The sequence below is a fragment of the Pseudomonas sp. BB438 genome (assembly GCF_057180225.1).
Genome location: NZ_CM170001.1, coordinates 4,076,453 through 4,095,520, shown reverse-complemented (window position 1 = coordinate 4,095,520; position 19,068 = coordinate 4,076,453). Strand labels below are relative to the sequence as shown.

Below are 19,068 nucleotides of genomic sequence, written 5' to 3'. Positions count from 1 at the left end.
ACCTGGATACTGATGCGCTTCGAGTGTCAGGGTGACGTCCGGTTCTGCCTGCCGCGGCGTGTTGCAGACAGATTTTTTACATCTGTTGTTATAACGTTACGGCGCTGGTCGCACAGGTCCACCCGCTCCTTCGAGTGATGCCGAGCGACAGCTGGTATTTCCTGGAGTCTTCATGAGAGTCGATCTAGACAGCGAGGCCCCCGACCTCGATGGATTTCCCCGTTTCCAGCGCGCGAAGATCCACACGCGCTGGTTGGTACTGACCACGTACCTGGCGCTGGCTGTTGTGGTGCTGTTCGCGATGCTGCAGGGGCTGGTCGGCGTCTTCAGCCCTGACTCCCATTGGCTCGTACTGCTGGCCGTCAATGCCGCCGCGCTGCTCTTGCTGGCCGCGACAGCACAGTCGGCCTGGCAGGTGGCGAGCTGGCGCGTGAACGCGATGGGGCAGGAGCCCACGTCGCTGTACGTCTGGCGCAATGCGGCCAACGAGGCGGTTCCCGGCGAGTCGCTCAGCCTGATCGAGCGCTGGTTCGCCCGGATCGGTGGCGCCTTTCGACGGCAGCTGCGCAAGCTCGGCGCCGAGACGCCCTGGCTCATCGGCTTGGCGGGGCTGGCGCTGCTGCTGGTCAGGAGTGCCTGGCGACTTGACCTGCCGCTACCGCAGGCGGCAGGCCGGGTGACCTGGGTTGTCATTGGTGTGCTGGCTGTATTCGCCTTCTGCCTGGTCGTGGTCGAGCGCCACCTGATGGCGGAAAGCGAGACGACGTGGCCAGAGGCGGAATCGCTCGCGGCCATGCTGCGGATGGTCATTGCGGTGCAGGTGCTCACCATTGCCTGCCTGGTGTGCGTCGATGGCGAGCGGCTGTGGCCGGCGCGGATGGCGGTGTTGATCGGCGTACTGCCTGGGCTGGTGGCCATCGAGTTGCTGATGCGGGCGGTATTGGCGATGTTTCGTCCCTCGCGCCCGCGTGAAGAACCCGCCATTGTCGCGCGCAGCCTGATTGGCGGCCTCCTGCAATGGCCACCCCGGCCGCTGGCCGTGCTGCAGAGCGAACTGCACCAGCGCCTGGGCATCGACCTGCGCCAGGTGTGGGCCTTCTCGTTCATGCGCCGGGCATTTCTGCCCGTGGTGGCATTGGTGGCGCTGGTCGGCTGGCTGCTGACCGGTGTCGTTGAGGTACCCATGAGCAATCGTGGCGTGTACGAGCGCTTCGGCAAGCCGGTGGCGGTCTACCAGCCGGGTCTGCACATCGGCCTGCCATGGCCATTGGGCAAGGTGCTGAGCGTGGACAACAGCATCATCCACGAGCTGGCGACCTCGGGCGACGAGGGCGCAGCGGAGCCGTTGGCCGCGGCGGAAGGAGCGGCGCCGGCGACGGCCAATCGGCTGTGGGATGCCACCCACCTGAGTGAGAACTCCCAGGTCATCGCCGGCACCGATGGCGGCCGCCAGGGCTTCCAGATCGTCAACATGGACGTGCGCTTCATTTACCGCATCGGCCTGAGCGACGCGGCGGCACTGGCGGCAACCTACCAGAGTGCCGATGTCGCACAGCTGCTGCGCAGCGTCGCCAACCGCGTGCTGGTCCACGACTTCGCCGGGCGATCGCTGGATGGTCTGCTGGGCGCCGAGCGTGAAGCACTCGGCCGCGATATCGGCCGCGCGGTGCAGGCCGACCTGGACCGCATGGACAGTGGTGTGGAGCTGCTGGCGACCTCGGTGGAGGCCATCCACCCGCCGGCGGGGGCGGCTAACGCCTACCACGCCGTGCAGGCCGCGCAGATCACGGCCCAGGCGCTGATCGCTCGCGATCGGGGACAGGCCGCACAGCAACTCAACCAGGCCCGCCTGACCGCCACCTCAGTCACCGACAAAGCCACGGCGGCCGCCCATGAAACCGCAACCGCCGCCAGCACTGCCGCACTGCGCTTCGACGCCGAGCGCACGGCCTGGCAGCACGCTGGCCAGGCCTTCCTCCTCGAACAGTACCTGGCGCGACTGTCCCAGGGGCTGGCGGGGGCGAACAGCCTGATCATCGACCATCGCCTGGCGGCAAGCCAGGCGCCGACCCTGGACCTGCGCAGCTACACAGCGCCTGTTGACCCTACGCCGTCCAATCCAGCAGCGGGACGCCCGCAGGAGCGTAACCATTGAGTTCCCAGACCTCACACGGCCATGACCATCACCACGACCACGACCACGACCACGACCACCATGATCGTGATCATGATCATGACGGTTCCCACGATCATGCCCGCCCGGCCTGGCTGCGCGTTGGTGCGGCGCTGCTGCTGGTCCTGGTGATGGCGGCGACGGCGTGCTTCGTCCAGGTTCGCGTTGGCGAGGCCACGGTGATCACCCGCTTCGGCAACCCTTCGCGCGTGCTGATCGAACCTGGGCTTGCCTGGCGCTGGCCGGTGCCGTTCGAGACGGCGGTGCCGGTGGACCTGCGCCTACGCACGACATCCAGCGGGCTGCAGGATGTGGGCACGCGGGATGGCCTGCGGATCATCGTGCAGGCCTATATCGCCTGGCAGGTGGCGCCCGATCCGCAGAGCATCCAGTTGTTCATGCGCGCGGTGCAGAACCAGCCTGACGAGGCGGCACGACAGATCCGCACACTGGTGGGATCGGCGCTGGAAACCACCGCCAGCGGATTCGAACTGGCTGACCTGGTCAACGTCGATGCCAGCCGGGTGCGGATCGATGCGTTCGAGCAGCGTCTGCGGGAGCAGATCGAGCAGCAACTGATCAACACCTACGGGGTACGTGTCGTGCAAGTGGGGATCGAGCGCCTGACCTTGCCCAAGGTCACTCTCGACGCCACCGTCGACCGCATGCGTGCCGAGCGCGAGACCATCGCCACCGAGCGCACCGCCGAAGGCAAGCGCAAGGCTGCCGAGATCCAGTCCGCTGCCGAGCGCGATGCGAGGATCCTGGAGGCCGACGCGAACGTCAAAGCGGCGCAGATCCAGGCCCAGTCCCAGGTCCAGGCGGCGGAGATCTACGGCAAGGCCTATTCCGGTGCCCCGGAGCTCTACACCCTGCTGCGTTCACTCGACACCCTGAGCTCGGTGATCAACCCCGGCACACGTCTGGTGTTGCGGACCGATGCGGCGCCGTTCCGTGCCCTCGTCGATGGGCCCGCGCTACCCGCTGGAGCTGCACGTGAGCAGAAATGACAAATCGTCCACCCGACAGCCCGGTGGACCCTGGCTGCAGTCCGGGCGCATCGGCTTCCTGGCGCTGTATGCAGTGACGCTGCTGGCAGCGATCGGCTGGCTATTCGGCAACGTACGCCAGGTGGGGCCCGAAAGCCGCGCGGTCGTGCTGCGGCTGGGCGCGGAGCAGCGCATCCAGAATGCTGGCTTGTTGCTGGCCTGGCCGCGGCCATTCGAGCAGGTGGTCATGCTGCCCTCGTCCGGACGGGTCACCGAACGGCGGGTTGAACTGCTGCTGCGCTCGGAGCTTGCGCAGAAGTCCGATCGGGACGGCTCGCTGGCCAGTGACGCCACGGCGGGTTCCGGCTATCTGCTGACCGGCGATTCCGGGGCGGTGCAGCTGGACGTCCGGGTGTTCTACACGGTGAACGATCCGTATGCCTTTGCACGCCAGGGGCAACACGTTGAGCCTGCCCTGGACCGTCTGGTGGAGCGTAACGCGGTGCAGATCTGCGCCTCGCGCGACATGGATGCGATCCTGGTTGCACGCCCCGAACTGGTCGGTGGAGACGCCGAGTTGGCCGCGCACCGCGAGCAGCTGCGCGGCGACCTGCAGCAAGGCATCAATGCCAGCCTTGCACGCCTGCGCTCGGCCGGTGTCAGCCTGGGCATCGAGATCGTGCGGGTCGATGTCCAGTCGTCCCTGCCCTGGTCGGCGGTCAGCGCGTTCAACGCGGTGCTCACGGCCAGCCAGCAGGCCGAGCAGGCCGTGGCGAAGGCCCGAAACGACGCCGCTCGCCAGTTGCAGCAGGCGACCCAGTCGGCGGACCGGACGGTCCAGGTGGCGCAGGCGGAAGCCAGCGAACGGCTGTCCCGCGCCCAGGCCGAGACCGCCACGATCGTCGGCCTGACGCAACAGCAGGACCCCCAGTTGTTGCTGCGCCTCTACCGCGAGCGGGTGCCGGCGATTCTTGCGCGCGCGGGCTCGGTCACCACCGTCGACAAGGATGACGCCGGCCGCATGATCCTGCCGGGGCCCAAGCCATGAGCGCCATGCCTCGCCGATCCGTTCCGACCCACCGTTACTCCGGGAGCTGCTCGCGATGAGTACTCATCACTGTCATGGCGATCACCACCATGTTCATGCGCACCTGACGTCCGGCTTGCTGTCGCAGGCGGAACGCCGCACTGCGGCGCGCCAGCTGAGCCTGGCAATGCTCGCGCTGGGGCTGCTGGGGCTCGGGCTGGTCTGGCGCTGGCTGGTACCGACGCAGGAGGGCGTAAGCCAATTGCTGCTGGGTATCGCCTCGTTGCTGGTGGCCATCCCGGTCTTGCGCTCGGCCTGGTACAGCCTGATGAAACCCAGTCTGCACGGCCTCACCGACCAGCTCATCGCCCTGGCCATGCTGGGCGCGTGGGCGACCGGTGACCTGGCGACCGCGGCGCTGCTGCCCATCATCATGATCTTCGGCCACATCCTCGAAGAGCGCAGTGTGCTGGGCTCCCAGGAGGCCATCGCCGCGCTCGGGCAACTGACGCGCAGTCACGCGCGACTGATCGACGCCGATGGCCAGGTACGCGAGGTTGACAACGCCAGCCTCAAGCCGGGCGACCAGGTCGAAGTCCGCGCCGGTGACCGCGTTCCGGCCGACGGCCGCGTCCTTGATGGACAGGCCAGCCTCGACACCGCTCCGATCACCGGAGAGGCGGTCCCGCTGGAGGTTTCCAGCGGCATGGATATCCATGGCGGCTCGATCAATCTGGATGGCCTGCTGCGGGTAGAAATCACGCGCGTCGGCGATGACTCCACGCTGGGCAAGGTCATCGCGCTGATGCAACGGGCCGAGCAGGCCAAGCCGCCAATCACGCGTCTGCTCGAACGCCATGCCGGGCGTTACCTGGTATTGGTGCTGCTGATTGCCGCCGTGACCTGGTTCATTACCAGCGATGCGCAGGCCATGCTGGCGGTGCTGGTGGCTGCCTGCCCGTGCGCTCTGGTGCTGTCGGCGCCGGCGACCGCGGTGGCGGGCATCGCCGTTGCCGCTCGGCATGGCATCCTCATCCGCGGCTCTGCCTTCCTTGAGGAATTGGCCGACCTGTCGTCGCTGGTGATCGACAAGACCGGCACGCTGACCTACGGCGACCTGCGCCTGCACAGCGTGGTCGGCACGTCGGATACGATGCCGCGGGCCGGGATCCTGATGCTTGCCGCCAGCCTGGGAGCTGCCAGCAGCCACCCGGTCAGCCGGGCGCTGGCGGCCCTGGTATCGCACGAGCAGCACCTGCCGCTGGGGGAAATTCACGAACGCCAGGGGTTCGGGGTAGTGGCGCGTACGGCGGACGGCGAAGCGGCGCTGGGGCGCCCGGAGCTGTTCCGCCAACTGGGTCTGGAGGTTCCTGCGGTCCCCGAACACGATGGCCCGATTGCCGGCCTGGCGCTGAACGGATGCTTCCTCGCCTGGCTGTTGCTGGCCGACAACGTGCGCGTGGAGTCGGCCGAAGCCATGCAGCAATTGCGTGACCTGGGTCTGCAGCGTCAATTGCTGCTGACCGGCGACCGCCGCCGCGTGGCCGAAACCATTGCGGCGCAGGTCGGTATTACTCGCGTGGTGGCCGAGGCCCTGCCCGAAGACAAGATGCGCGAGGTCAACCAGGAGCTCCAGGCCGGTTTCCGCCCCCTGGTGGTGGGCGATGGCATCAACGACTCACTGGCGCTCAAGGCCGGGGTCGTGGGCGTCGCAATGGGAGCGGGCGGTGCTGACATCGCGCTGGCAGCGGCGGACATCGTGCTGATCAATGGCGATCTGCGACGCCTGGGCACCTGCATCCGCCTGAGCCGCCAGTGCCGCCGCACGCTCCAGGTGAATGTGCTGATCGGTCTGGGCTGGACCCTGGCGATCGTCGTGGCGGCGGCTTTCGGCCTGCTGGGTGCGGCGGGAGCCATGATCGCAGCACTCTTGCACAACCTCAGCACGCTGCTGGTACTGACCAACGCCGGGCGCCTGTTGCGCTATGACGAAAGAATCGTGGAGAACCGTACTACGCAGGCAGCGCAGCCAGCGTAACGCCCGTGCGCAACAGACGATAAAGGCCCGCCGGGGGCGGGCCTTTGCGTACCACTACTGGACGGGCATATCACCCAGATGAGCCTTGGACAATCTATCGCTTCTAGCCAGCGACACTCATGACGGATCCCTCACCCCCTCTCGCTGACACCCTCATTCAAGACGCAGCGCATCTCCTGCGAACGCGCCGGAGGAGTGTGGCTGTGAGCGAGGAGAGAGGTTTTTTCTCTGCTTCCGGCGAATCGTTGCTCTTGGCGAGGGGCAGCTACCGACCCGGAGCGGACGCTCGCTCAATGGGCGCTGCGATGAATCAGCCAGGTAATGAACGCTACGAACGGGGCGAACAAAATCAAACCGCCGACAACGACTGCCCAGCCCCAGGCAAAGCCATTTTCGCCCCTGAACCGGCCACCGCTCAGTAAGCGCAATACGCGGACACCAAGGCGGTGTGCCAGATGGTTGAGTACGAAGTCTTCGAGGAAGTCCATCTGATATCCGGGTTCGCGATTTCCAAGTGGGCGAATGGAGTAAAGCTCAGATTTTAGTTGGTCGGTGGCAGCCGTCCGCTCCTGGCCGATTGCTGACGCTGGTGAGAGGCCGCTACCGACCATAGCGGACGTCCGGTAAGGACCGCGGGGCTGGCTCGTCCTGGCGTGGCGAATAGTGCGGTCTTCCGAGCGCTCGTCCGCTTTCAGGGTTGGTTGCTGGCGATTTCCGCGGGCCAGCTGCCGGCTTCCGCCTCTCCCTGCATTGCCTGAAATCCAGCCGCGCCTCTCGACCGCACAGCTCATGGCGATTCGGGTTCGCAGCGGGTCAGTTTCGAGGCGATTCAGCGTCAGTTATCACGCGCTCCGCTTGGGCCCAGGGAGGCGCGCCGTAGCGTGCGGCAGAAACAGGATGAGTGAGGCTCGAAGGATTGCAACCGCACCATTCGTCGTGACGTTGGTGTGCTTGGGCGATCCACGGACTCAGCAGTACACACCTCTGCCTGACAGGGAGCATGCGATGGCCCGGCACATCATCCATTTCACCGGCCCGATCAATTCGTCTACTTGCGGCAACCTCATCGGCACCTGCACCAAGGCGATTCAACAGGGGGCTACACGCCTGCAATTGAACATCGCAACCATGGGCGGCGACTGCGCCTATGGCTTCAGCTTGTACAACTACCTGCTAGCGCTGCCGATTCCCGTTGATACCCACAATCTGGGCACGGTCGAGTCCATGGGAAATATTCTGTACCTCGCCGGTGAACGGCGCACCGCTTGTCCATTGAGCAAGTTTCTCTTCCATCCTTTTCACTGGACCTTGCACGGCGCCGTCGACCACACGCGGATGCTGGAGTACGCCTTGAGCCTGGAACATGACCTCAAGTTGTATGAAGAGATTGTGCGCCAGCGCACCGGGGGAGCGCCGAATCAGGTGGATGTGCGCCGCTGCCTCACTGCGGAGTCGACGATCATTGAGCCCCTAGAGGCCCTGGCGTGCGGATTGATCCACGCCATCGACCTGGTGCCAATCCCCGAGGGCGCGTCCCAGTGGAGCGTGCATTCCTGAGGGTCTCGGAATGAACGGATGTGGAGCAACCGACAGTTCGAACGATCACCATCACGTGCTTTCAACCTCAGGACAGGCATGTTGACGGAGGCAATGTCTGAGAGACCAAGCCCGAAGCGGCGGATGCCGCGTTACCCTATTCCCAGAGCACGATCCAGCGACCACCTGCCTGCTCCGCGTCCGATCAGCAAGAGCAGCAAGCCCGCCCACACCAGGTGGGTGGGCCAGGCGTCCGGATAGACGAACACTTCGATCACCGTGGTCATCCCGAGCAGTGCCAGCGCCGAAAGGCGGGTGAACAGGCCCAGCACCAGCAGCAGCGGAAAGAGGTGCTCCGCGTAGGTGGCCAGATGGGCGGCGATGTGCGGCGGCACCAGCGGCAGCATGTACTCGGTGCGGAACAGCTCGTAGGTGCTCGGGGTGATGCTCAGGAGTCCCTCGACCTTCGTGCGTCCGGAGAGGAAGAAGGTGGCGGCAATCCCGACGCGCGCTACCAGGCAGAGAAACGCATCGCCGAGCAGGCGCTGCAGGCAGTCGGCAATGCGATTCCAGCGTTGGCGCAGGCCGCTGCCGGGAAGGGTGCTGTGGACAATGTCCATGATGGCCTCCTCATGCGAGGTTGATGGGACGGAAGACGCCGGCGCCGAGCAGGCGGCCGAGCAGATCGTGGAAGTCGAGATCGGGTTGCGCGTCGAGTGCCAGGGCTGAAGCCTGATCGAGGTTGTTGCCGGCCGCGCAGGCGTCGAGCAAGGCACAGCCACCCACTTCCAGGGCCTGCCAGGCGACGCCGTTGGCATGGCCAACCAGTAACGCCCCTTCGCCTTGCCAGGGCAGCTCTTCCGGTATCGGCAGCGCTTCGCGGTTGTGGCGCCAGATGCTGTAGATGGGCTGCTCGGCGAACCAGCGCCAGCGCACGCAGGCGCGTGGCGCCAGGTGGCAGGCGGCAAAATCCGAGGCGGTCATGCCGGCCAGGCTGGCGAGGTCGAGCAGTGCTTCCTGGGGGGCGACGAAGGCCTCTGTCCAGAGTCGGTCCAGGCGCGCGACGGCGCTCAGGTAAGGCAGCTCCCGTGCGGGCTCGAACGTCGCGAGGAAATCGGCAAAGTGCTTGCCGTAAAGGACCAGACGAGCGTCGCCTGGCGGCGTTTCGCGGGCGTGGATGGCCGATGCTGCGCGCATCCACTGCGCTCCGACCAGGCGTTCGACCGTGGGGAAGTTGTCGCACAGGGCGTCGATACACCCCTTGAGCACGGTGTTGCGATACACCTCGAAGGCCGCCTGGGTGGTGACGCTTTGCAGGGCTGGAGCAGGGCGCTGGTAGAGGGCTTCGACAAAGGCATCCTGGAACGCGCCGAGCGAGTTCTTCATGGGTCCACCTCCGCCAGATTGAGGATCGCCTGTGCCAATTCGCGCTCCGCCAGCAGGACGTCGAAGGCCGGCAGGTGATCATCGCGTTCGATCAGTGTCGGCCTCGGACCGATACGCTGGATCAGGTGCTCATAGAGCGCCCAGACCGGTTCGGCGACCGGTGCGTCGTGGGAGTCGATCAGCAGTTCGCCTCCCTCGTCGCAACTGTGCCCGGCCAGGTGGATCTCGAGGATGGCCGCTGCCGGGAAGCGGTCGAGATAGCGTTGTGCATCGAAGCCGAGGTTGTGTGCGCTGACGTGCACGTTATTGACGTCGAGCAGCAGGCCGCAGCCGGTGCGCAGGGTGAGCTCCGTGAGGAATTCGATTTCGTCCCAGTCGTGGCCTTCGAGGTGGAGGTAGTGGCTGGGGTTCTCAATGGCGATGCGCCGGCCCAGGGCTTCCTGGGTACGCTGGATGTTCTCGGCAATGCGTACCAGGGCCGCCTGGCTGCGCGGGAAGGGCAGCAGGTCCGGCAGGTACTGGCCGCGCCAGGTCGACCAGGCCAGGTGTTCGGAAATCAGCGGCGGCTGAACGCGCTCGACCAGCGCGCGCAGGCGCTGAAGGTGTGCCTCGTCAGGTGCGGAGTCCGCCGCCAGGGACAGCGAAACGCCGTGCAGCGACAGCGGATGCCGCGCGGCGATCCGCTCCAGCCAGGCGAGGCGGGGGCCGCCGACCATGTAGTTCTCCGGATGCACTTCGAACCAGAGACCCTCGGCGGAGCAGGCGAGGGCCTGGGCGTAGTGTTCGCCCTTCAGCCCGAGCCCGGCGCCCGGTTGATGGAATGCGCTCATGGTCGGCGGCCTTGGCTCAGGCTTTGGTCGGCGTCAGCGAGCCCATGCCATTGGGCGTCTTGATCGTGGTGCAGGTGCCGGCCGGGACGTTCTTCCAGTGCATGCCGTCATAGTCCTTCTTGGCGCTACCCGCGCAGGTGGTGCCGGCACCGGCCTTGCAGTCGTTCTTGCCGGCCAGGGCTACGCCGTAGCACTTCTCCATGGCCGCGCCGTTGCTGGCCTTGGTGTTCATGTCGTCAGCCAGGGCGCTACCGGTGATGGCGGCAAGGGCGAGGGCGGCGGTGGCGAGGGTCAGGGTTTTCATGGTGCGGTCTCCCGTTCGGTTGAGGGGCCGCGGAAGGCTTTCCGGCGGCTCGATGAGTAGTTCGATGGGGGAGGCGATCCGGTTACAGCACCGCAAAATTATTTTGAGAATTCTTCGGTGCGGCCCTAACGTATTGAACGACGGCCTGTTTTTTCGCGGGCCAATGGCACGCCAGCAGGCTGGGGCGAGATCGGTAAAGAATTCACCTTCGGTGTAACCAGGACGGCCGATGCAACGAACTACCAGCCAGGAAGCGTTGATCGCACGTGAGGCGCAGCTGCAGGCGTTGCTGCTGCGTGGCATGGACGGCGACGGCAAGGCCTACCGTGAGTTCCTCGGCGCCCTCGGCCTGCACCTGCGGGCGTTCCTGGGCCGGCGCTTGAGCCAGCGCCCCGGCGAGGTCGAGGACCTGCTGCAGGAAGTGCTGCTGGCAGTACACAATGCGCGCCACACCTACCGCGCCGATCAGCCACTGACCGCCTGGGTCCAGGCTATCGCACGCTACAAGCTGGCCGACCACTTTCGCGCCTTTGCGCGCAGGGAGGCGCGTCACGATCCGCTGGCGGATGACGAGGGAGAGCTGTTCGCCGTCGAAGATGGCGAGCCGGCACAGGCCAGCCGCGATCTCGGCAAACTGCTGCAAAAGCTCCCTGACAAGCAGCGCCTGCCGATTGTTCATGTGAAGCTGGAGGGGCTGTCCGTGGAGGAAACCGCCACTCTGACCGGGCTGTCCAGCTCCGCCGTGAAGGTCGGCATCCACCGCGGGCTCAAGGCCCTGGCGAACATCATCCGAGGGTTGCGAAGCGATGAAGACCAATGAACTGATCGACCTGCTGAGCGCTGGCGAGGGCGCAGTGGACCGTCACGTCTCGGGCAAGCGCTTCGCCATCGCCCTGCTGGCCGGCGCGTTGGGGGCGTTGCTGCTGATGGCTGCGCTCTTCGGCGTGCGGCCCGACCTGACCGAGGTCGCGCGCACGCCGCTCTTCTGGGCCAAAGTCGCGCTGCCCGGCAGCCTTGCACCGCTTGCCCTCTGGCTGAGCAGCCGCCTTGCGCGACCAGGCGTGAGCGGAGGCGCCGCCTGGGTGCTGCTGGCGTTGCCGGTGCTGCTGGTCTGGATTGGCGGCGCCGTGGAGCTGGCCGGAGTACCCGCCGACGCTCGCGCCAGCCTGATCCTGGGGAAGACCTGGCGCACCTGTCCGCTGAACATTGCGCTGCTCTCGGTGCCGACCTTCGTCGGCGTGTTCTGGGCGCTGCGCGGCCATGCGCCAACCCGCTTGCGTATTGCCGGTGCCGCCGGTGGTTTGTTGGCGGGAGCCACTGCAACCCTGGCTTACTGCCTGCATTGCCCCGAGATGGGCATTCCGTTCTGGGGCGTCTGGTACCTGCTTGGCATGCTTGTGCCGACCGTGGTTGGCGCGGCGCTCGGACCAAGGCTGTTGCGCTGGTAGACGACAAGCACGCCGCGAGATGTGCCCCTTGGGTGGCTGTGGGATGGCGCTGCAGAACGCCAGCATGGCCCGGAGGAGGGCGCATCGAGTGGCGCGTTGCCGCGCGGGCGGGACTCAGCGCTTCACGCAGACGAACAGCGCATTGCCCGAGGTGCCGTTCCACGGCGTGATCCGCTCGTAATCGTGCTCGAACACCTGCACCTCGAAGCGCGGTTCCAGCAGGCGCTGCATCTCGGCAAAGCTCTGCGCGACCATGCGGTGCTCGTCCTGCCAGTTCCGGGTTTCGCCGTCCGTGGCCCTTTCGATGCTCAGGCGCAACGCCTGCTGCTCGCCTGCACCCTCGTAGTACCAGCCCGAGCCGAAGGTGAACTGGCTGCCGTCATGCTCCAGCGAATGGCGCACGAAGGAGCGGTTGTCGATCAGCCCCTTGTCCACGCTGTTGAAGCAGAACACGCCGCCGTCCGCCAGTGCGTCGTGCACGCTCGCCAGGCATGCCCGCAGTTGTTCCACGCCGGGGTTGTAGTGGATCGAGTAGAGGAAGCAGGTGATCAGGTCCAGCGGCTGGTCGACGTGGAAGTTCGCCATGTCCTGTCGGCTGAACTGTGCGTCGGGGCAACGCTGCCGGGCGATGTCCAGCATCGGCTGGTTGATGTCCAGGCCGGCACTCTGGTAGCCGAAATCGAGGAAGTGATGCACGTGCGGCCCGGTCCCGCAGGCGAGATCCAGATGCCTGTTTCCCTGGTTGCCGAACAACTGGTGCAGGCGGCGCACGCAGTGACTCTGCGCCTGGTAGTCGATGTCGGCGCACATCAGGTCGTAGTAGGAGGACAGGTCGGTGTACAGCGCGTTGGAGGACATAGGCAGCCAGAGAGAAGATTCGCCGGAGGTTTCGGCGCGGCATGGTACATCAGCCGCGGGCGTTCTCCGTTGAAATCGGACTGACGCGCAGCGTGCGCGACGGGCCGATACGCGCCCACGTTGCGGTGGAATCGTCTCGATCGGCAGCGCGCGTGGACGGCCGCTCCCGACAGCGAAGCTGCGCAGCGGGTCCGCCATGGACGGCCATTTTTTTCATTGGGCTCGAAGATATTTTTACTAATTTTCCTCGGCCACGCGCTGAAGCACCATGCCGCCTCATTCGAACAACAAGGTCCTTCGAGGCGGTTCAGCAGGAGTGTTTCGCCGCGCCGATAGACCCTCGCTGAATCCCTCCGGCAGCGGCTGCATGGCGTTTCAGATCGGCTGAAACCGCCGCGCAACTACCGCCGCGCAGGAAGCCTCGACCGGCATCACAGCGGTCCTGTCCAACGAGCGCCACACGCTCGCAGTCCAAGAGTCAGCCATGAAAAAAACAACAATCGCCTCTGATACATCCTTGCCTGCCCATCAACCCCACGAGTCGTCTTCACGGTCCTTCCGCAAATCGCTGGGCATCCCGGCGCTGGTGCTCTTCGGTCTCGCCTACATGGTGCCGCTGGCGGTCTTCACCACCTACGGCCTGGTCACCCGCATGAGCAAGGGGCACCTGCCGGCGGCCTATCTCTTCACGCTGGCCGCCATGCTGCTGACCGCCTACAGCTATGGGCGGATGGTCCAGGCGCACCCGTATTCGGGCTCGGTCTACAGCTACACGCGCAAGACCTTCGGCGCGGCCTTCGGCTTCCTGGCGGGATGGACGCTGCTGCTGGACTACATTTTCCTGCCGCTGCTGAGCTACCTGCTGATCGGCATCTACATGACCGACTATTTCCCCTCCGTGCCGCTGTCGGTGTGGATCCTCGGGTCCATCGTGCTGGTGACCCTGCTCAACCTCGTCGGCATCGAATCCATCACCCGGGTCAACTGGGTGCTGATCGTCGCCCAGATGGTGTTCGTGGTGGTGTTCATCGCCCTCTCGCTGAGCCACCTGGGCGCCCAGGCCGAGCCGGTGCCGCTGGTCCAGCCTTTCTACGACGAACATTTCAGCCTGCCGCTGGTGATGTCCGGCGCGGCGGTGCTGTGCCTGTCCTTCCTGGGCTTCGACGCCGTCTCGACCATGGCCGAGGAAACGCCGGAGCCGCGCCGGCAGATCCCCGCGGCGATCATGCTGGTGACCCTGATCGGCGGCGTGCTGTTCATCGTCATGGCCTACTTCGGCCAACTGGTGTTTCCCGAGTGGCAGGCGCTCACCGATGCCGACTCCGCGTCGCTGGACGTACTGCGCCGGGTCGGCGGCGAGTGGCTGGTGACCTTCTTCACCGCCACCTACGTGGCCGGCTGCTTCGCCTCGGCGATGGTGTCCCAGGCCAGCGTCTCCCGCGTGCTGTTCGCCATGGGGCGGGACGGCGCGCTGCCCCGCGTGTTCGGCAAGCTGGTGACGAAGAAGCGCGTACCGGCCACCGCGATCGTGGTGATCAGCCTGCTGTCGCTGATCGCCCTGTTCGTCACCCTGGATACCGTCGCCAACATGATCAGCTTCGGCGCGCTGTTCGCGTTCTCGGCGGTGAACCTCGCGGTGATCAAGCACTACCTGGTCGACGAGCGCCTCACCGGCAGAGGCAACTACCTGCGCTACGGCGCGCTGCCGGCGGTGGGCTTCCTCAGCACCATCTGGCTCTGGTCCAGCCTGTCGGGCATGTCCTTCATGATCGGCTTAGGCTGGATGTGCCTGGGCCTCATTTGCCTGGCCAGCGCCACGCGGATGTTCCAGCAGCCGTTGCCGGACCTGAACATGGCGGAGTGATCGCCGGCCAGCAGGAAGCCGGGCGATGCCCGGCTTCTTTCCTGTGGGACCGATACTGGTTAAGGTGGCGCGACTTCGAGGAACTGGCCGGATCTCGCCATGAAACTGCATCAATTGCGCGCCTTGCGCACCATCGCCGAGAGCGGCAGCCTCCAGGAAGCCTCGCGGCTGCTCGACGTCACCCAGCCGTCGCTGTCGAAGGCGGTGAAGGAGTTGGAAGGCGAGCTGGGCGTGCCGTTGCTGGTGCGCTCGAACCGCGGTGTGACGGTCACGCCCTACGGCGAGCGGCTGGTCAGCATGGCCCGGCTGGTTACCGAGGAAGTGCGTCGGGCCCGCGACGAGATCGATACGCTCAAGGGCGAGATGGCCGGTCGCGTGGCGATCGGCGTGTCGCCGGTGACGCCCAACCGCGCCTTCGCCAACTGCTTCAGGCGTTACCGCGAGTTGTACCCCCATGTGCAGCTGCAGATCTTCGAGCTGCGTTCGGTGCAGCTGTTCGAAGGCCTGAAGGAGGGTCGGCTGGACCTGGTGCTGACCACCCAGCCGTTGCAGGACTCGATCGATGGGCAGGTGTGGTGCGAGCTGGCGCCGCAACCGTCGGCCCTGGCAGTGCGCAAGGGGCATCCCCTGGCCGGTGCGCAGTCGCTGCACGAGCTTCTGGATCTCGAATGGCTGCTCTCCGATCCGCTGGAGGTCGCCCTGGCCGGCCAGTTCTTCCGTGAGCGACAGGTGGAGCCGCCCCGGCGCATCACCGAGTGTTCCTCGTCGCTGCTCTATCTCGAGCTCGCGGCCAGTACCGATGCGGTGAGTTTCTGGTCGCAGCGCATGCTTCACCTGCCCATGGTGGCCCAGGTGCTGGTGCCGCTGCAGATCGCCGAGGCCACGCCGGTGGCGAGCCTGTCCATGGTTACCCGGCCGCAGGAACTGATGACCCGCGAGGCGCAGCTGCTGGCCGAGGAAATGGTGGCGGCGTTCAGCGCGGAGCGCGTGCCGCTGGCATAACCAGCCTCAATGCTCATGTGTAGAGATCATTACGCCGCGTTTTCGCGCTGATGCATCCTGCCGGCCGCCAGATCACCCACGAAACGGCCGGAGTCGCCATGAATGCATCGTCGTATTTCTCCCAGAGCTACGCCCAGGCGCGCAGCACGTTCCTCGACGCCTGCGCGGCCGCTGGCCTGCCGGTGGAGTCCCACGTCCATCCGCTCACCGGGCGCGACGGCGAGACACTGGCGGTGGACGTCGCCCGGGAAGGACCGCTGGACGCAAAGCGCCTGCTGATCATCAGCAGCGGTTGCCATGGCGTCGAAGGCTTCTGCGGCTCGGGCGTGCAGAGCGCACTGCTTGCCGACACGGCATGGCGCGAGCACGCGCTCCGCAATGACTGCGCGGTGCTCTACCTGCATGCCGCCAACCCCTACGGTTTTTCCTGGTGGCGTCGCTGGACTCAGGAGAACGTCGACCTCAACCGCAACTTCCGCGACTTCACCCAGGCCGCGCCGGAGAACCCCGGTTATGCGCAACTGCACACGGTGCTCGCACCGCGTCGCTGGCCCAGTCCGCTGGGGCGTCTGCGGCTGCTCGGCTATGCGCTGCGCCACGGGCGCTGGGAGTTGCAGAAGGCGATCTCCTCCGGCCAGGCCAGCCATCCCGATGGCCTGTTCTATTCCGGTGCGCAGCCCACCTGGAGCAACCGCACCGTGCGCGAGATACTGCGCCAGCACGGCCGGCAATGCCGCGAAATGGCCTGGATCGACGTGCACACCGGGCTCGGCCCGAGCGGCTACGGCGAGTACATCTACTCGGGCGACCCGCGCCCGGAAGCGCTGGTCCGCGCCCGTGCCTGGTGGGGCGATGATGTGCGCTCCACGGAGGAGGGCAACAGCGTCTCGGTGAAGCTCAGCGGCAAGTTGGTCCACGCGGCGTTCGAGGAGTGCCCTCAGGCACTGATGATTTCCATGAGCCTGGAATTCGGCACCGTGCCCGGCCCGCAGGTCCTCGAAGCGCTGCGCGCGGACCAGTGGCTGCACCAGACGCCCGATGCACCGGCCGCCAAAGTGCGGCGGATCAAGCAGCAGCTGCGCGATGCCTTCTACATCGACACGGACGAATGGAAGAGCGCGGTGCTGACGCGCGCGCGGGACGCAGCCTGGCGCGCGGTGGAAGGTCTGTGCAGCGAGATTCCGCCGGGGTTGGCCTGAGACGGCGGGTCAACCCTCCAACTGGCTGCGCTGCTCCTCGAACCAGTCGAGCACTGGCTGGCAGGCCGGGTGGGCGGCGCCGCTGTCGCGCAGCCAGAGGGCATAGCGGCCGCCGGTTTTCAGGGCTTCGCCGAAGGGCACGATGAGGTCGCCGCGCTGCAGGGCGTCATGGGCCAGCAGGCGGTCGGTCATGGCCACACCCAGGCCACGGGCGGCGGCGTCCAGCGCCAGGTCGTCGAGGTTGAACAGCATGTGCTTGAACGGCGTGGGCGGCGGAGCAGCCTGCGCGCGTAGCCATTGCGGCCATTCCAGGCCGCCGCTGGAAGCGTGGATCAGCGGATGGCGGGCCAGTTCTTCCAGCGAGCGCGGAGGTTTCTGGCCGTCGTCCAGGCGCGGGGCGCAGACCGGGATCAGGTACTCATCGTACAGCGGCATCAGCGTGCGGCCCTGCGGGTCGCTGCCGCTGGGCAGGTAGAGCACGTAGGCGTCGCAGTCGCCGCCGTCGTCCACCACGTCACCGCCCACCGTCTCGATGGACAGGCATAACTCCGGGTGCCGCGAGTAGAAGGAACTCAGGCGCGGCAGCAGCCAGCGCACCGCCAGCGAGACGAAGATGCGGATGCGGAAGGGGCGTTCCGCCGAGGGTGGCGCCAGACGCTCCTCCAGGCGCAGCAGTTGCTGCAGCATGCTCTCGGCTACCGCGTAGACCTCGCGGCCGGCGTCGGTCAGCGCCACCTTGCGGCTGGTGCGGTCGAACAGCGGCACGCGGTAGTACTCCTCCAGGTGCTGGACCTGCCGGCTGATGGCGCTCTGGGTCAGGTGCAGCTGTTGCGCGGCCGCTGTGAAGCTGCCGGATTCGGCGACCTGGACCAGGGCCTGCAGTGCCTGCAGGGAGGGAACGCGAAGCAGTTTGTCCATGACCCTTCCGTAGCTGATTCATGCGGCCATCTATGCGAGATGGGAATACAAGGATGAAAAATGAGCGTTGGTGAGATCGGCGCAACTGCCCGTAGATTCTGCTCATGACGCGCCATCGGGGAAATTCGTTTGGATACGCCCGGCGCATGGATTGTGAAGGAGTGCCGGGCAATGAACAATCACTGTGGCTGGATCGCCCTGGCGGGCGAGCTGCCCGTCCGACCGCCGTTGAGCGGAACACAGCGGGCGGACTGGCTGATCATCGGCGGCGGTATCACCGGGCTGTCCGCTGCCCATGCGCTGGCGGCACGTTTCCCACAGCAGCGCGTGGCGCTGCTGGAGCGCCAGCGTATTGCCCAGGGCGCCTCGGCGCGCAATTCCGGGTTCGTCGTCGCGCATGAGTTGCCGGCGGCCAGCGAGCGTCTGGGGCAACCCGGCCATGCTGCCTACCAGGTGGCGTCGCGCATCGGTATCGCTGCTGCGCAGGAAGTCCGCCAGCGCATCGCCGAACTTGGCATCGACTGCGAGCTGTACGACGACGGTTATCACTTCGCCGCGCACCGCGCCGAGCACCTGGGCGATATCGACGGCATTCTCGCCACGCTGGCCTCGGTCGGCGCGAGCGCTCGCTACTACGAAGGCGCGGCGCTGGAGCAACGACTCGGCAGTGCCTTCTACGCGCGGGCCATTCACTGCGCGGGCGGCAATGCGCTGCTGCAACCGGGGCGCTACGTGAAAGGCCTGGCCGAGAGCCTGCCGGCATCGGTGGATGTCTTCGAGCAGAGCGGTGTGACCGACCTGCGCCGCATGGGCCAGGGCTGGGTCGCGCGTACCGCACAGGGCGAAGTCCATGCGCCCCAGGTGCTGGTCTGCCTGGGCGCCTTCATTGCCCGCGCCTGCCTTCACGACAGCGGCGCCTTCCCGCTGGAACTGAGCGCCAGTATCACCCGCCCGCTGGACGAGCCGCGCTGGCAGTCGCTGTTCGGCGAAAGCCAATGGGGCGTGCTTGCGCCATTACCCGGCGGCGGCACCGTGCGCCTGCTGCCGGGGCGCCGCCTGCTGATCCGCAACACCGTCGAGTACCGCCATCGCGACCTCGACCACCACGCGCTGGCCGAGCGCCGTCGTCGTCATCTGGTCGGTTTGCAGAAGCGCTTCCCCGGCATCGTCGACGCCGACATCGCCTACACCTGGACCGGCCACCTCAGCGGCACCCGTTCCGGCGAGCCGTACTTCGCCCGCGTCGACCAGGGCCTGCACGCCGTGGCCGGCTGCAATGGCTCGGGCGTGGCGCGCGGCACCCTGTGGGGCCGCCTGCTGGCGGAAATGGCGGCGGGCGACAGCTCGCCCGTGCTGGCCGATGTGCTGGCACAGGCCAGCCCCGGCTACCTGCCGCCCAGTCCGTTCTTCGATATCGGCGCGTCGCTGCGCATGGCCTGGGAAGTGCGCCGCGCGCGCGCCGAGGCCTGATCCATCGCTTTACCCACGCAAAACAA

18 protein-coding genes are annotated in these 19,068 nt (G+C 66.5%); 11 read left to right on the top strand and 7 right to left on the bottom strand.

Annotated elements, in window-relative coordinates:
* Nucleotides 1–172: 172 nt before the first annotated feature.
* Genes hflK (AC1ZV1_RS18685) through AC1ZV1_RS18670 form a run of 4 tightly spaced genes read left to right on the top strand, consistent with a single transcriptional unit; the run spans nt 173 to nt 6,227 of the window.
* On the top strand, nt 173–2,155 hold the full coding sequence (gene hflK / locus AC1ZV1_RS18685) for a protease modulator HflK (protein WP_484293046.1): 1,983 nt from the start codon (nt 173–175) through the stop codon (nt 2,153–2,155).
* Nucleotides 2,152–3,183: a protease modulator HflC gene (gene hflC / locus AC1ZV1_RS18680; RefSeq protein ID WP_484293045.1), complete on the top strand. Its 1,032-nt coding sequence runs from the start codon at nt 2,152–2,154 to the stop codon at nt 3,181–3,183. Before hflK (AC1ZV1_RS18685) ends, hflC begins: the two co-directional genes overlap by 4 nt.
* Nucleotides 3,170–4,210: a protease modulator HflK gene (hflK, locus tag AC1ZV1_RS18675; RefSeq protein WP_484293044.1), complete on the top strand. Its 1,041-nt coding sequence runs from the start codon at nt 3,170–3,172 to the stop codon at nt 4,208–4,210. Before hflC ends, hflK (AC1ZV1_RS18675) begins: the two co-directional genes overlap by 14 nt.
* Nucleotides 4,211–4,265: 55 nt before the next feature.
* The gene (locus tag AC1ZV1_RS18670; protein ID WP_484293043.1) at nt 4,266–6,227 is read left to right on the top strand and encodes a heavy metal translocating P-type ATPase; all 1,962 of its coding nucleotides are present in this window, start codon (nt 4,266–4,268) and stop codon (nt 6,225–6,227) included.
* A 290-nt stretch (nt 6,228–6,517) separates the two neighbouring features.
* Here AC1ZV1_RS18670 and AC1ZV1_RS18665 read toward each other — a convergent pair whose 3' ends face one another.
* Complete coding sequence (locus AC1ZV1_RS18665) at nt 6,518–6,715, bottom strand: hypothetical protein (RefSeq protein WP_484293042.1); 198 nt, start codon at nt 6,713–6,715, stop codon at nt 6,518–6,520.
* Between the two features lie 517 nt (nt 6,716–7,232).
* Here AC1ZV1_RS18665 and AC1ZV1_RS18660 point away from each other — a divergent pair.
* Nucleotides 7,233–7,784 carry an ATP-dependent Clp protease proteolytic subunit gene (locus AC1ZV1_RS18660; RefSeq protein WP_484293041.1) on the top strand — a complete coding sequence of 184 codons (552 nt, stop codon included), beginning with the start codon at nt 7,233–7,235 and terminating at the stop codon, nt 7,782–7,784.
* Between the two features lie 131 nt (nt 7,785–7,915).
* Here AC1ZV1_RS18660 and AC1ZV1_RS18655 read toward each other — a convergent pair whose 3' ends face one another.
* The 4 genes from AC1ZV1_RS18655 to AC1ZV1_RS18640 are packed head-to-tail and all read right to left on the bottom strand — an operon-like array spanning nt 7,916 to nt 10,283.
* Nucleotides 7,916–8,383, bottom strand: a complete 468-nt coding sequence (locus AC1ZV1_RS18655; RefSeq protein WP_484293040.1) for a DoxX family protein — start codon at nt 8,381–8,383, stop codon at nt 7,916–7,918.
* Between the two features lie 10 nt (nt 8,384–8,393).
* A complete protein-coding gene (locus AC1ZV1_RS18650; protein ID WP_484293039.1) occupies nt 8,394–9,149 on the bottom strand; it encodes an HvfC/BufC family peptide modification chaperone in 756 nt (251 codons plus the stop codon).
* Entirely contained in the window at nt 9,146–9,979 is an 834-nt protein-coding gene (gene bufB / locus AC1ZV1_RS18645; protein ID WP_484293038.1) for an MNIO family bufferin maturase, read from the bottom strand. The genes AC1ZV1_RS18650 and bufB overlap by 4 nt, the downstream gene beginning before the upstream one ends.
* A gap of 16 nt (nt 9,980–9,995) precedes the next feature.
* Complete coding sequence (locus AC1ZV1_RS18640; RefSeq protein WP_484293037.1) at nt 9,996–10,283, bottom strand: BufA1 family periplasmic bufferin-type metallophore; 288 nt, start codon at nt 10,281–10,283, stop codon at nt 9,996–9,998.
* A 229-nt stretch (nt 10,284–10,512) separates the two neighbouring features.
* Here AC1ZV1_RS18640 and AC1ZV1_RS18635 point away from each other — a divergent pair, with 229 nt between their 5' ends.
* The gene (locus AC1ZV1_RS18635) at nt 10,513–11,103 is read left to right on the top strand and encodes a sigma-70 family RNA polymerase sigma factor (protein WP_484293036.1); all 591 of its coding nucleotides are present in this window, start codon (nt 10,513–10,515) and stop codon (nt 11,101–11,103) included.
* Nucleotides 11,090–11,731, top strand: a complete 642-nt coding sequence (locus AC1ZV1_RS18630; RefSeq protein WP_484293035.1) for a DUF1109 domain-containing protein — start codon at nt 11,090–11,092, stop codon at nt 11,729–11,731. The genes AC1ZV1_RS18635 and AC1ZV1_RS18630 overlap by 14 nt, the downstream gene beginning before the upstream one ends.
* A gap of 114 nt (nt 11,732–11,845) precedes the next feature.
* On the opposite strand, the gene AC1ZV1_RS18625 is transcribed toward AC1ZV1_RS18630, so the two are convergent.
* Entirely contained in the window at nt 11,846–12,589 is a 744-nt protein-coding gene (locus AC1ZV1_RS18625) for a class I SAM-dependent DNA methyltransferase (protein WP_484293034.1), read from the bottom strand.
* Between the two features lie 484 nt (nt 12,590–13,073).
* Between AC1ZV1_RS18625 and AC1ZV1_RS18620 the strand changes: the two genes are divergently transcribed.
* From AC1ZV1_RS18620 to AC1ZV1_RS18610, 3 genes are all read left to right on the top strand, one after another.
* Nucleotides 13,074–14,453, top strand: a complete 1,380-nt coding sequence (locus tag AC1ZV1_RS18620) for an APC family permease (protein ID WP_484293033.1) — start codon at nt 13,074–13,076, stop codon at nt 14,451–14,453.
* Nucleotides 14,454–14,552: 99 nt separating this feature from the next.
* Nucleotides 14,553–15,455 (top strand): LysR family transcriptional regulator, encoded by a 903-nt coding sequence (locus tag AC1ZV1_RS18615; protein WP_484293032.1) that lies wholly within the window; start codon nt 14,553–14,555, stop codon nt 15,453–15,455.
* A gap of 98 nt (nt 15,456–15,553) precedes the next feature.
* Complete coding sequence (locus tag AC1ZV1_RS18610; RefSeq protein ID WP_484293031.1) at nt 15,554–16,654, top strand: M14 family metallopeptidase; 1,101 nt, start codon at nt 15,554–15,556, stop codon at nt 16,652–16,654.
* Nucleotides 16,655–16,663: 9 nt separating this feature from the next.
* Here the strand turns inward: AC1ZV1_RS18610 and AC1ZV1_RS18605 are convergent, their stop codons facing one another.
* The gene (locus AC1ZV1_RS18605; protein WP_484293030.1) at nt 16,664–17,572 is read right to left on the bottom strand and encodes a LysR substrate-binding domain-containing protein; all 909 of its coding nucleotides are present in this window, start codon (nt 17,570–17,572) and stop codon (nt 16,664–16,666) included.
* A 171-nt stretch (nt 17,573–17,743) separates the two neighbouring features.
* Between AC1ZV1_RS18605 and AC1ZV1_RS18600 the strand changes: the two genes are divergently transcribed.
* A complete protein-coding gene (locus AC1ZV1_RS18600; RefSeq protein ID WP_484293029.1) occupies nt 17,744–19,042 on the top strand; it encodes an NAD(P)/FAD-dependent oxidoreductase in 1,299 nt (432 codons plus the stop codon).
* Nucleotides 19,043–19,068 lie beyond the last annotated feature (26 nt).